10 protein-coding genes and 1 pseudogene are annotated in these 12,577 nt (G+C 63.4%); 9 read left to right on the top strand and 2 right to left on the bottom strand.

The features are described from left to right. Positions 1-437: 437 nt before the first annotated feature. On the top strand, positions 438-2,060 hold the full coding sequence (locus tag AB0O87_RS15540) for a DUF6119 family protein (RefSeq protein ID WP_363517935.1): 1,623 nt from the start codon (positions 438-440) through the stop codon (positions 2,058-2,060). Between the two features lie 928 nt (positions 2,061-2,988). Here the strand turns inward: AB0O87_RS15540 and AB0O87_RS15535 are convergent. Continuing rightward, positions 2,989-3,372: a hypothetical protein gene (locus AB0O87_RS15535; RefSeq protein ID WP_363517941.1), complete on the bottom strand. Its 384-nt coding sequence runs from the start codon at positions 3,370-3,372 to the stop codon at positions 2,989-2,991. A gap of 69 nt (positions 3,373-3,441) precedes the next feature. Beyond that, positions 3,442-3,879: pseudogene (locus tag AB0O87_RS15530) on the bottom strand (potassium channel family protein); the annotation flags it as partial. A 146-nt stretch (positions 3,880-4,025) separates the two neighbouring features. Between AB0O87_RS15530 and AB0O87_RS15525 the strand changes: the two are divergent. Genes AB0O87_RS15525 through AB0O87_RS15490 form a run of 8 tightly spaced genes read left to right on the top strand, consistent with a single transcriptional unit; the run spans position 4,026 to position 12,083 of the window. Next, entirely contained in the window at positions 4,026-4,376 is a 351-nt protein-coding gene (locus AB0O87_RS15525) for an NADH-quinone oxidoreductase subunit A (protein ID WP_363517933.1), read from the top strand. After that, on the top strand, positions 4,367-5,533 hold the full coding sequence (locus AB0O87_RS15520) for a hypothetical protein (protein ID WP_363517930.1): 1,167 nt from the start codon (positions 4,367-4,369) through the stop codon (positions 5,531-5,533). Before AB0O87_RS15525 ends, AB0O87_RS15520 begins: the two co-directional genes overlap by 10 nt. After that, a complete protein-coding gene (locus tag AB0O87_RS15515; protein WP_363517927.1) occupies positions 5,526-6,467 on the top strand; it encodes a complex I subunit 1 family protein in 942 nt (313 codons plus the stop codon). The genes AB0O87_RS15520 and AB0O87_RS15515 overlap by 8 nt, the downstream gene beginning before the upstream one ends. Continuing rightward, the gene (locus tag AB0O87_RS15510; RefSeq protein ID WP_363517924.1) at positions 6,464-7,048 is read left to right on the top strand and encodes an NADH-quinone oxidoreductase subunit J; all 585 of its coding nucleotides are present in this window, start codon (positions 6,464-6,466) and stop codon (positions 7,046-7,048) included. Before AB0O87_RS15515 ends, AB0O87_RS15510 begins: the two co-directional genes overlap by 4 nt. Next, positions 7,045-7,347: an NADH-quinone oxidoreductase subunit K gene (locus AB0O87_RS15505; RefSeq protein WP_033107422.1), complete on the top strand. Its 303-nt coding sequence runs from the start codon at positions 7,045-7,047 to the stop codon at positions 7,345-7,347. The genes AB0O87_RS15510 and AB0O87_RS15505 overlap by 4 nt, the downstream gene beginning before the upstream one ends. Continuing rightward, positions 7,344-9,185, top strand: a complete 1,842-nt coding sequence (locus tag AB0O87_RS15500; RefSeq protein WP_363517920.1) for a proton-conducting transporter membrane subunit — start codon at positions 7,344-7,346, stop codon at positions 9,183-9,185. Before AB0O87_RS15505 ends, AB0O87_RS15500 begins: the two co-directional genes overlap by 4 nt. 4 nt (positions 9,186-9,189) lie before the next feature. Beyond that, positions 9,190-10,677, top strand: coding sequence for an NADH-quinone oxidoreductase subunit M (locus AB0O87_RS15495; RefSeq protein ID WP_363517917.1), 1,488 nt, complete (start codon positions 9,190-9,192; stop codon positions 10,675-10,677). Between the two features lie 5 nt (positions 10,678-10,682). Next, positions 10,683-12,083: an NADH-quinone oxidoreductase subunit N gene (locus tag AB0O87_RS15490; protein ID WP_363517938.1), complete on the top strand. Its 1,401-nt coding sequence runs from the start codon at positions 10,683-10,685 to the stop codon at positions 12,081-12,083. Positions 12,084-12,577: the final 494 nt, after the last annotated feature.

Raw genomic sequence — 12,577 nt, 5'->3', positions numbered from 1 at the left:
GCTAGCTATAGCCCAGTGTCATTCCACGGTCATTACCACGTCGAGACTCGCGACATTGTCGCCAGTAATCTCTTCAGTGGACTCGGCGTGCGCGTCGGGTCACTAGCGTGGCACCCCAACTTCAGCACGATCCTCCAGGCATACTGGCCGAGCTATCGAAACCATGTCTTTACTTCCTTGGCGAAATTGGTTTCCCGAACGCGCCAGCAGCCAGTCGTCGTCTGGGCCGCGGCAACACATGCCATCCGAGTCACGCGATCTGGACGTAAGCGGCCCCCGATGGTTATGCGAGCCAGCACTGACCTGCTGTTGGCCCCCGATCGCGAGCGCCAAGATCAGAACCCGCGAGCGCCTCCACGACTCACCGCGTCCAAGCCCAACCGAGACCCCAGCCGTCACGTATTCTCCCAGTTACCATCGATGGAGAGGGCAGCGGCATGCGCACACAGCGTCTCACCATCTTCCTGCTGCGCGATATCGACCAAGTCGACGACGCCATCGCCGACGATGTCTCTGCCGGCCTCGAAATCAACGAACTCACCAAGTCCTCCGGTCTAACCGGGCGGTTCTACTCAAAGAAGAACGTCGCGAGCACCCCGAGCTGGGCGAAGTACGTTAAGTCAGCCGTCGAAGGCGGAATTCACGGCGTGCAGTCCGCGTCAGCATCTGGACTGCTCGTGCTAGCGGTAGACGACCTCACCTTTGCCCTGACGTTTGGATACGGACGGAGCTTCCTCGATCAGGCGAAGATCGAGCGTCGCTTCGGCCTCAAAGTCGCTCTAAACCTGATCGACGAGAAGCAGATCCGTAGCCTCGACACCAAGGTGTTCGATGAAATGGTGGTGTCGAGGAACACCCAAACCAGTCGCACGGCCGAACTCCCTGCCTTTGGCGTTGACATCCTGCGTGACATTGTCCGAGCCGTCACAGGGATTGCGCCGGAGTCCACCGGATACAAGGGGGTGAGTGGTGCCGACGCCCTCGTTCTTGGTGTGAAAGCTCCTGTGACAGATCTCCCGAGCCTCCTACGTGATCTCTATGGCCACTACACCGCCACAAAATATCAAGCTGCGTTCGGATGGGTGGATCACCTTGCGGAGGTGAAAGACCCTGCACTCGCAAACCGACTGGACACGCAGCTCATCGAGCAGTTGCGAGCTGCCGACACCAGTTCAACTCATATGGCGATGCCGGAAAACCTCGATTGGGAGGACATCGAGTACTTCTCGATCGTCCCGACGCGTCGGCAGACACAGTTCGTGGAGTTGGATCTCGACGCTTACCTCAACCACCCAACCACGAGATCAGGTGAACTCACAGTTGACCAACTCAAGCGACGCAAGGTCGCTGTGAAGTTCATTAGCAGTGCTGACGCAGTTGACCGCTGGAGTGTCTACCAATGCGTGGTGACGGAGCAAAGGCTAGACGGAAACCTCTACGCCCTGGTCGAAGGACGATGGTTCGAGATCGCAAATTCCCTCGTCACCCAAGTCGATACCGCCGTCTCCGCAATTCCGCACATGACCGTCACCCTGCCCGCAGGCTACCCAGGTGAGTCCGAGGGCGACTATAACGCGAGGGCGGCAGCTGGCTCGAGCGACCTCGCGCTTCTCGACAAGCAGCTGGTCGCCCCCAACGGTGCCAAGACCCGGCTCGAGTTCTGCGATCTGATCGCCACCGACGGCTCCTTAATTCACGTCAAACGCAAGTCCCGCTCATCCACATTGAGCCACCTCTTTGCACAGGGTCACGTCTCAGCCGAAGCAATGGTGGACGGCCTGCTCCGCGATCAAGTGCGCACCGCCATCACAAAAGCTGCAGGCTTTGAAGATGCCAGCCCCTGGCTGGAGTTCGTGCCACCAAGCGGAACCGCGCCCGCCCGCGACACGGTGACAGTCACATACGCGGTGATAGCGAACTCTAAAGCAAAAGGAACCGAGTGGCTCCCTTTCTTTAGCCGCCTCACACTGATGCAGACAGTACGTGACCTTAACCGACTCGGGTTCACGAAGATAGCGCTCGCCCGCATACCAGTTGAGGATGCAGCTGTAACCGCCTGACCACGTCACATCAGGTAGAGATGGGGTTGGCATCAACAGCGACGGACAGAGTCTAGGTAACGAGCCCGCATGATGAGGTGACGATCCGGCGCCGCTTCTCCCGACCTGAGAATGTGGGACGTGATCCGTCGGTCTGTGCTCTGCACGCCACCTCTGGGAAGTCCAGCAACACACCGGTCGTCACCGACCACATGAGCTTCCTCTAGGGCCCGTCAGCCTTACCTTCGATGGTCCGCGACAAGTCGCGAAGCCACGCGGCCGATTCCAAAGATCACTAGTGACTAAGCGACCGAGGTTTGGAGTTGCCTTCCGAAAAGCTACGCCCCGAAGTGCGCTAATTCAACAGGTCGACACCCTCTCGTGCTGAAATTGGATCTGCCGCGCGCGGTAGTGACATCTGAGCTGGCTTGCCCCGGTGGGCAGCTGGCCCAACAAAGGCAAGAACAACGGCGAGCCACAGGCCCGCCCGGACGTGAGGCGCATCGGCAGTTCCCACCGCCGTAGATCTCTCAGATTGAAGCGCCCTGGCTATCCATCTGGGGACAGTGTGAATGACGCGAACGCTCGCGTGAAGCGCGCAACGGTCGGCAACCCACGCTGCAGTGCCACCGAGGTGGGCCTGGAAGATGCTCAGCACCGATCGCGCCAGCCGACCTCGAATCCAACATCCTTCTGCGGACACACTCCCGTTGTGCAGCCGACGCTGCTGCCCGATCCGGGTGCACGCCCCGCGGCGGCCACCATCGGCGTCACGCGACTCGATCACGAGCCGGACAGCTCGCTCCTTCAACTCCGTCGGATACTTCTTCAGTGCTGGCATTGCTCCTCATCCTTTCGGGACGATCGGAGTCTCCATCAAACCAGGGGCGGAACAACCTATCGTCCCTATCCGAGTGGATTGAATACCGCGGGCGGGTAGACCCGGATCTTATGGCGAGCTGTTGTCTTTGACGGGGTCATACCCATGGTCGATCGCATATGCCGCAAGCAAGTCGGACATCGTAGGAGTGGTGCGTGGGAACCAACCCTTGAGGACCCCGGCGAACTCCTCCAGCGCACCGGTCAGTAGGTGTGCAGCGATGCGCATGTCAGACTGACGTGACTCATTCCCCAATTCGGCGAGGGCTACGGCATAGGGCAGCATTGCCGCCAGCGACGAGTTGGGGTCGGTGTCTCGAAAATAGTAGGTTTCGGAGTATTCACTGAGGTCGATCCTGGCCTGGATGATGGCGGTCGCCAGCCGCTCCAGGGTGACTGGCAGAAGGACGGACTCAGCGTCCTTGTTCGCCGAGAGAACCTCCGCGCGACGCATGGTTAAGATCCGTATCGCCAGTACTCTGCGCCTGGCCAACGCCGGGTAGATTTGCAGCACCCAGGACACCGCCACGGTCAGGAGCCCAAATCCAAATAGGGCCTCAAGGGGGACGGCGACGCGCAACCATCCCGGGGCCGGGACGACGTCCCCGAAACCGAGTGTCGAAATCGTGACCATCGAGATGTACAGTGCGTCAAGGGGAGCGTTCGCGCTGTCCGTGGCCGCACCGGGACTATAGATGAATCCTTCGGCACCGAGGGTAGGTAGAGCAGCGCCCAACCGACGACCGCGAGCGTTCCCCCTGCGACAATGACGGTCAACATCCCCAAGGGTCCGCTGAGCTGTCCCAGCCGTCCGCGCCCCCGGCGGTACTGTGACATCCGCCAGATTGCCCCTAGCACAAGTCGACTGAGGCGGCCCTGCCCCTCCGGTTGTCCCAAAGTGTGAAACATGTCGCGGAGTACTAGGAAAACGACCACTGCTCCCGCCGTGCGCACCAACCATTCCATTCGTCCTCCGATAATGCAGCTCTCACCGGTCTGCGCTTCGCTACGGCATGAACCGCCGGAACCCTGGCGATTCCTTCGACTACAGCCTAGGCTCGGGTATAGCCGAACTATCGTCGCCGATCTGGAAGTGAGATGCGTAGCATGTCGCCCTACATCAGCGTTTTCATTGTGATCGGCCTCGGTCTGGCCGCGGTGGGATTGCTGTACGTGGTGGGTCGGTTCGTGGCGGTTTCCCGGGATGTAGTGGAGGTCCTCCCGTTCCAGTCCGGCTGGGAACCACGCGAACACGCACTGTCCCGCTACCACACACGCTGGTACCCGATTGCACTGGTGTTCCTCGCCTTTGATGTCGAGATGCTATTCATGTATCCTTGGGCGGTTATCGTCGCCGACCGCGGTGCCGAAGCCATCATCGAGATGTTCGTGTTTCTCGCGCTGCTGGTCGCGGGCGTTGTCTGGGCGTGGCGTGAAGGGGCCTTCCGATGGGTCTGACCCGGTGGGTAGCCAATGCCGCGGTGAAGCGCGTTCACGTCATGATCGTTGAGGCCTCAGGCTCGGGTCTTTTGCGGATGCGGGTTGAGGCTGCGATCACGGCTCGCGGCTGGGCACTGGCGTGTGCACCCGCAGACACTGACGCTGTGCTGGTCTGCGGACGACCCGAGGCGGCTCTGGGTAAGCTGATCGATTCGGTGTGGCGGCAGGTTCCCACACCCCGCGCGCAAGCAATCGTGACCAATGCTGCAGACCTGTCGTCGACGCTGGATGCCGTTGTTGAGGACCTCCGCGATACCGCAACCCAGCGCATGCGGGCTCGAAATGAGCAGGAGAGCAAGCCCCCCGTCGCCGAGATGTCAATGGGCCAGTCCGGACACGACATGGACATGCCCCACGACATGGACCACTCCGGACGCGAAATGGATCACTCCGGGCACGACATGGACCACTCGGGTCACGGAATGGATACGTCCCCCGACATGGACCACTCGGGTCACGGAATGGATATGTCCGGCCCCGGCGGCATTCCGCTTGCCGAAGGATCTGATGACCGTGATGGGTTGGAGATGGATGCCACCCACCTCACCCTGGGTCCGATTCTGTCGGATTGGCCCGCGGCGCTCGTTGTGCACTGCACGTTGCATGGTGATCTGGTCACCGATGCGGAGATCGAGTGGTTAGAGGCTGACGACATGCCCACGGGATCTGTTCGGGAGGATGCCGCCCGCTTGTGCGATGCAGCATCGCGAGTTCTGGCCGTGGTCGGCTGGGATCCGATGGCCGCGCGGGCGCGGCGTGTCCGCAACGACCTCATTGGTGATGTACCGCTCGAGAAAGTCCGACCCCGATTGGCCCGTCTTACCCGCCGCGCAGAGCGGTCACGGACGCTGGCGTGGAGCGCGAAGGGTATTGCGGCGGACGAATCCATCGATCCGCGTGGCGTGCTCGTCGGCTGGCTGCGCACCTGCTCCGCGTTGCTTGACCCTGAAGCGGCTTCCCCAACCGGCCGGGCGCTCGGGTCCGCCGCGGACAGTGCGACAAGTGAGGTGATCCGCAGCGCGGTCGTCGGGCACGAACTCTCGGCCGTCCGCCTGATCGTGGCATCCCTCGGGCTGGAACATGCGATTTCACGGGAGCGGGTGCCGCGTGGGTGAGGTGGCGACGGTCTTTCTCGCCGTGTTGCTGGTGGGCGGCGGTCTCGTCGTGGTCGCCTGGGCGGCGGCGGCCGCGAACGCGATGCTTGATGCTCGATCTGTCGGCTCACCGGTCGCAACCGCAGCCGCCGCACCCCTTCGGGAGGTGAGCCGCCTGCTCCGCCAGCAACGCCGCACTCTTGCGGGGGCAGATTCGTTGTTGTGGCGTATCGCCGGCGCGGGCCTGGTCATCGCGGCCATGCTGAAGATGCTGGTGATCCCTTTCGGGTCCTTCGTCCTGGCCGACCTGCCCGTGGGTCTGGTGTGGTTCAATGCCGTCGACGTGTTGTTGTGGGCGCTGTGGTGGTTGCTCGGGTGGGGAGCCAACAGTTCCTGGTCGCTGGTGGGCGGATACCGTTTCCTTGCACTTGCCCTCTCGTACGAGCTTCCGCTGATGTTCGCGCTGACCGCGCCGGCCGTCGCGGCGGGGAGTCTTCGCATGCTCGATGTGCAGGACGCGCAGGGCAACCTGTGGTTTGTCGTCTGGATGCCGGTGGCATTCCTGATTTTCGTTGCATCTGTGGTGGCGTTTTCGTCGTGGGGTCCTTTCCATACCGCGATGAGCGGCGATATCGCCTCTGGCGTGATTGCCGAGCTGAGCGGGGTCGACCGGCTGCTCGTTCTCGTGGGCCGGTACGCCGTCCTCGTCGCGGGTGCCGCGTTCGCGGTGCCGCTGTTCCTCGGTGGTGGAAGCGGTCCGTGGCTGCCACCGTCGATGTGGGTGCTCATCAAGACGCTGGTCGTGCTGGCGGGGATGTTGACGGTGCGACGACTTTTCCCGATGATTCGACCTGACCGTCTCGCGGGGCTCGCGTGGGTCATCATTTTGCCGTTGACGATCGTTCAGGTCGCCGTCGCCGCCGTGATCGTGGGCGTCAACGGGGGTGCACTGTGATCGCGGCTGTGCTGTTCTGGTTGTTCGCTGTGGTTGCTGTCGCGAGCGGCATCGCCGTCTTCGTGGTCAACTCGATGGCGCGGGCTACCTACGCCCTTGCGGTGTCGTTCGTGTGTGTCGGCGCGATCCTCGTTGTCCTGAACTTGGACTACATCGGGGTGATCACCATCTTGATGATGTTGATGGAGATGGCGATCATGGCCGTTTTCATGGTCATGTTCATGGGGATGAACCCGGCGTTGATGCCGATGGATATGACCCACAGCAAACGCCGTTCGATGATCATCGCGGCGGTCGTGTTCGTGCTGCTGGCGGTGGCAGCGTTTGTCATCCCTTGGCCCGCACGTGCCGGTGAACCTGCCGCGGACCTCGTCAGGTCACTGGGTGATGCGATCATGGGCTCGAAAATGCTGGTGATGCTCGTCATCAGCCCCGTTCTGTTCGCGACGATTGTCGCGGCACTGGTGCTGGCCAATCCGCACGGCCGTTCCGACCCAGCTGGTGAGGATCGTGACGACCAAGAGGGCGGCGACACGGCGATGCCGCCTGACTCGTCGATGGCGGGGGGGCACCACAAATGACCCTCTCGCTCGTGCTCGTCGTCGCGGCGGCACTTTTTGCCGTCGGGCTGTATGGCGCCCTCTCGCAGCAGGTTGTCGTCATGGTGATGATGGGCATCGAACTGATGATCAACGGTGTACTCCTCGCGGCAGGTGCGCTGTGGTGGTTCCTCGCACCCACGCCCGACGGCCAGACCCTGATGATCGTTATCCTCGCGGCGATGACGGTGGAGATGGCGATGGGATTCGCGGCGGCCACGATCGTGCACCGCTCCCGAGGGTCCGACATGATCGATTCGGCAACGGACCTGAACGGATGAGTCTCCTGCTGATCACCCTGATCGCGTTGCCGGCGGTTGCCGGCACCGCCCTCCTCCTCGGCGGGCGCCGCTTCGACAGAGTCGCTCCGGTCACATCGATAGCGGTCGCCACGGTGACCCTGGGGGCCGCGATCGCTGCGGCCCTTACCCGGCCGCGGTGGGAGGCGGCCTTTATCGGGCCGGGCGGTGCAACCCTGGTCGTCGATGGGCTTTCCGCCGTCCTCCTGCCGATGATCACCGCCGTCGCGCTTCTCGTCTTGGTCTTCGCTGTTGCTGAGCGGACACAGCCCGAGGCCCGTTTCCATGGTCTGATGTTGGTGTTCATCGCTGCCGTGCTCATCACCGTGACATCGACATCGCTGGTGTCGTTGCTGGCCGCGTGGGAGATCATGGGCGCCACCTCGTACGCGCTCATCGGCTTCCACTGGCAGAACGCCCGCACCGTTCCCGCGGGTTTCGTCGCATTCACTGTGACGCGGACGGCCGACCTCGGCCTGTATTTGGCTGCGGGTGTGGCCATCGTCGCGGGCGTGGGCTGGCAACTCGACGATCTGAGTAGCGCATCGGCGCCCTGGCTGTCGATCATCGCGGCGGGAGTCCTGATCGCCGGCCTGGGAAAGGCCGCGCAACTCCCCTTCAGCTTCTGGTTGTCCCACGCCATGGAAGGGCCCAGCCCCGTGAGCGCCTTGCTGCACTCCGCCGCGATGGTTGCCATGGGCGGATATCTGCTGCTTCGACTGAGTCCACTCTTGCTCGCGTCCGGCTGGGCGGGATGGGCGGCCGCATGGATCGGTGCGGCCACGACCATCGTTTTGGGTGTGATCGCCATCGGCCAGTCCGACCTCAAACAGCTCCTCGCCGCATCCACCGCCGCGCAACTGGGATTTGTGACCCTCGCCGCCGGCATCGGGGCGACAGCGGGGGGAACTGCGCAGCTGATCGCACACGCGGCCACCAAAGCGCTGCTGTTCCTCATCGCGGGCGCGTGGCTGGCAGCAACGGGCACCAAACAGTTGCACGGGTTGCGTGGCGTCGGCCGGCGGTGGCCTCTCGTCGGAGTGACGTTCCTGATCGGAGCACTCTCGCTCGCCGGCATCCCACCGCTCTCGCTCTGGCTCACCAAAGATGCTGTTCTCGCGGCCGCTCTCGAAGCGAGCCCCACTCTGTACGCGGCTGGCCTGGTGGGGGCGGTACTGGCGGCGGCGTATTCGGCGAAAATCATCGGAGTGGCGTGGGCGGCCCCTGCGCAGGACGCGGCGCGTGAGGCGGAGTGGGATGCCGAGCAGCAGGGCACGCGGCACATTCCTGCCGGCGCGAACGGCCCGCTCGTTGTCCTGGCAGTCGGGGCGGCTGTTCTGGGAATCCTCGCTGCTCCCGGTGTGGATGCTCCGTTCCGCGAAACCATCGGCGCAGCAGGGCAGCCTCAGAGCAGCATCGCCGAGCTGGCGGCATCAGCGATCCTTGCCCTCATCGTCGTTCTTGTCGTGCTGCGGTATCGGCTTCCGCCGGTTCCTGGGGCAGCGACGTGGTTCGGTCTGGAGCGCGCCGCCATCACCATCGTCGGCCGCCCACTGGAGGTCTTCGCCGCCGCTCTGGCTCGTTTCGATGTCCGCCTCGACGCGGCGATCGATGCCGCGCCGCGTGCCCTCGATCGCGCGGGTGTGGCCACGCGGTCCCTCGACGGCGAGGTCGACGGTGCGGTGGGTCGCGTCGTGACGTTCACCCGCGCGGCGGGAAGGCTTGCCCAACGTTCCCAATCTGGTCGTATCGCCGACTACTACGCCGCTGGCGCCGTCATCACCGTCGCCCTCGTCGTGCTCTTGATTGTTGTGAGGTAGCCCCGTGCTCAGCATTGTCATCTTCTTGCCGGTCGCGGCCGGCATCCTCCTCGCGGTGTTCAAAAAGATCACGCCGGCCGCAGCACGCTGGGTGTGGCTGACCACGACCCTCGTCGATCTGGCCCTGATCGCCGGCATCACGGTGGCCGGGCAAACGAGCGGCGATGGCCTCGTCGCGGAGGAGCAGATGGCATGGATGCCGGGTATCGGCACGAGCTATCACATCGGCGTCGACGGATTCTCACTCCCGCTACTGCTGTTGACCGGGGTGGTTTTCGTCGCGAGCGCCGCGTGGTCCCTCCGGACTGAGGATCGACCGCGCGCGCAGGCGGCGCTGTTTTTGTTCCTGCAGACCACGTGCCTCGGGCTCTTCGCCGCCCAAGACCTCATCTTGTTCTTCCTTTGGTTCGATCTGTCGATCGTGGGGATGTACTTCGTGATCGCCGGATGGGGTCACGGCAACGCCCGCCGATCCGCACTGAAGTTCTTCCTGTACACGTTCCTGGGATCGCTGGCCTTGCTGCTGGGATTCATCGGGCTCTACCTGAACTCCTCCCCGCACACGTTCGACATGATCGAGCTGTCTCAGGCGGGAGCTTTCACGGGCAACGCGGTGACCGGTGGCCTCATTCTCACCGCGATCGTGGTCGGCTTGGCGATCAAAACCCCGACGTTCCCGTTCCACTCCTGGCTACCCCCTGCCCACACCGATGCCCCGAGCATCGGGTCCGTCGTGCTCGCCGCTGTGATGTTGAAGATGGGCACGTACGGTTTCGTGCGGATCGCGATGCCGATGCTTCCGGATGCCTGGAGGGCCGGCGCGTGGGTGATCGTCGCGGTGGGAATCGTGTCGGTGCTCTACGGCGCGCTCGTCGCTCTGGCGCAGACGGACGTGAAACGGATGATCGCGTTCACCTCGATCAACCACATGGGCTACGTGATCCTCGCCGTCGGTGCGGCCGGTATCGTGTCCCAGGACAGCGAACAGGCCCAGCACCTTGCGATCACCGGTGCCGTGATCCAGATGGTGTCGCACGGTCTGATCACCGGCGCACTGTTTCTGCTCGCGGGAGTGTTCTGGGATCGCACCGGCAGCTACGATCTCCGCCGCTACGGGGGACTCGCCTCGCCCGCCCCGCGGTTCGCGGGCTTCTTCGCCATCGCCGCGTTCGCCTCCCTCGGCCTTCCCGGCTTCAGCGGATTCATCGCAGAGTTCCAGATCTTCACGGGCAGCATCGGCACCACGCTGTGGGCAGCACTGGCACTACCGGGCATTCTGATCGTGGCCGTGCTGTTTTTGCGCGCCTTCCAACGAGTCTTCACCGGCCCCACCACCGGCCTATCGCCCGGATTCGATGACCTCCGGTCCCGTGAGATCGTCCCACTCGTTGTGCTTCTGGGGTTGTCCGTGATCATCGGCATCTTCCCCGGCCCACTGATCGAACTCATCGCCCCCGCGGCCGACCAGTTGATCAGCGTGCTCGGCCGGTGACCTCGATGTCTATGAGCTATTCCGCGCTGATCCCCGAAGCGGTGCTCCTCGCCGCCGCGGTGATCGCGTTGCTCGGCGGCAGCTTCCTGCCACGCCGAGGCCAGGTCATCATCCGTTGGTTCACCCTCGGGGCGCTCATCGTCAGTGCGGGCATCGCCGCGGGAGCTGCCGGTCAGACGGGCGGTGCGATCTTCGATGGGACCTACGCCATCGACACCCCGACGACGCTCGTGCGCGTGCTCGCTCCCCTGTGCACGGTGGCCGTGGTCCTGATCGGACGGCGCGACTTCCGTGGCTCCTCGAGGGAAAGCGAAACGTACACGCTTCTCCTCCTGGCCACCCTCGGCACCGTCGTGATGGGCGGAGCGACAGACCTGCTTGTGCTTATTGCGGCGTTCCTTCTCACGAGCATCCCGCTGTACGCGCTCATCGGGATCAGACGTACTGCCCACGCCGCCGAAGCGACTCTGAAGACGTATCTGATGGGGGCACTGTTCGGTGTCCTTCTGCTCGCGGGAGTGGCACTTTTGACCAGCCTCGCAGGCACGAGTAGCTACGCGACCATGAACGCCGGCCTCGCGGGAGCCCCGACCGCTGCGGTCGTCTTAGGTGTCGTTGCGACCATCATCGGACTCCTCTTCAAGGCAGGAGGGGTGCCGGGGCATTTCTGGGTGCCCGACGCCTCCGAAGCCGCAGGCACGGCTGTCGGCGCGTTCTTAACAACAGTCCCCAAAATCGGCGCCCTCGTTGCCATCGCCCGTCTGGTGACCGTGCTGCCGTCGAGCATCGACGTTCCCCTCCTCATCGGAGTGCTCGCGGCACTGAGCATGACCGTGGGAAATCTTGCCGCGCTGGCACAGCGCAACGTGCGCCGCCTGATGGGCTGGTCCACCGTGAGTCAGGTCGGATATCTGCTCATGCCGATCGCGGTCATCGGCGCCGCCCCCACTGCTCCTGCGAGTCTGCTCGCATACCTGGTGCTGTACAGCATCTCGAACCTGACAGTCTTCGCCGCCTTCACTGCGCTTCCCGGACGCGAGCATATCGACGACTTCGCCGGTGCCGCACGCCGGCATCCATGGCTGACCGCAACGCTGGCTATCGGCGCGCTCAGCCTGGTGGGAACCCCGCCCACCGCTGTCTTCTTCGGCAAACTCGCCGTGTTCACGTCGACGTGGGATGGCGGACTCGTCTGGCTCGTCGTCGTCGCAGCGATCAATACGGTGGTCAGTCTCTTCTACTACCTTCGCCTTTTCACCGGCCCCTTCCGCGCCGCGCCAGAGGGCATGTCAGGACCGGCCTTCCCGGCGGCCCCCACGAGCGTACAGGCGACCGCGCTGGTACTCGCGGCAGCCGTACTCTTGTCAGGTTTCGTCGCCGTGGCGATCGCTCCAAGCCTGATCTGACCATGCGCAGCAAGACGAGAGGGCCTGAACGTGTCGGATCTGGGGTTTACATCCACAACCTGCCGGGGATTGCGAGCATCGGTCGTGCCGTGAGGCCAGCCGCTTCAATGCTGCTAGTCGGAACTGCTAGGACTCGACTGCCGTATCAGGCATCGAGGACCACGCTGGGAGCGGTTCTGGTCCCCTTTTGGCCCCCTTATCCACAGGGAGGGCTTCGCACGGCGTTCCGTTATCCACAGCCTCACTTTGCCGAAAGCACGAGGGGGACCAGGAGGGGACCAAAAAATCCGGCTTCCGGAAACAACAAATTCCTGATAAAACTTCCTTCTAATCAGGGATTTTCTGTCGGGCTGACAGGATTTGAACCTGCGATCCCTTGACCCCCAGGCGTCCCAACCTCTCGATCTAACGACAGTCCCGCGTAGTTCTGCGGCTCAGGTCATGCAGAGCACGTCACGAGATGCACGGTTTCCATGCGGGTGACGTCCCGCTGT

It is taken from the genome of Microbacterium sp. NPDC076768, assembly GCF_040687205.1.
In the GTDB taxonomy this organism is placed as follows: domain Bacteria; phylum Actinomycetota; class Actinomycetes; order Actinomycetales; family Microbacteriaceae; genus Microbacterium.
The sequence above is the reverse complement of the archived record's forward strand: the minus strand, read 5'-3'. Positions and strand labels throughout refer to the sequence as shown.

Excerpts from the sequence above, each read along its gene's own strand:
- AB0O87_RS15540 (WP_363517935.1), top strand. The coding sequence starts at position 438 with ATGCGCACACAGCGTCTCACCATCTTCCTGCTGCGCGATATCGACCAA.
- AB0O87_RS15535 (WP_363517941.1), bottom strand. The coding sequence starts at position 3,372 with ATGCGTCGCGCGGAGGTTCTCTCGGCGAACAAGGACGCTGAGTCCGTC.
- AB0O87_RS15525 (WP_363517933.1), top strand. The coding sequence starts at position 4,026 with ATGTCGCCCTACATCAGCGTTTTCATTGTGATCGGCCTCGGTCTGGCC.
- AB0O87_RS15520 (WP_363517930.1), top strand. The coding sequence starts at position 4,367 with ATGGGTCTGACCCGGTGGGTAGCCAATGCCGCGGTGAAGCGCGTTCAC.
- AB0O87_RS15505 (WP_033107422.1), top strand. The coding sequence starts at position 7,045 with ATGACCCTCTCGCTCGTGCTCGTCGTCGCGGCGGCACTTTTTGCCGTC.
- AB0O87_RS15500 (WP_363517920.1), top strand. The coding sequence starts at position 7,344 with ATGAGTCTCCTGCTGATCACCCTGATCGCGTTGCCGGCGGTTGCCGGC.
- AB0O87_RS15490 (WP_363517938.1), top strand. The coding sequence starts at position 10,683 with ATGTCTATGAGCTATTCCGCGCTGATCCCCGAAGCGGTGCTCCTCGCC.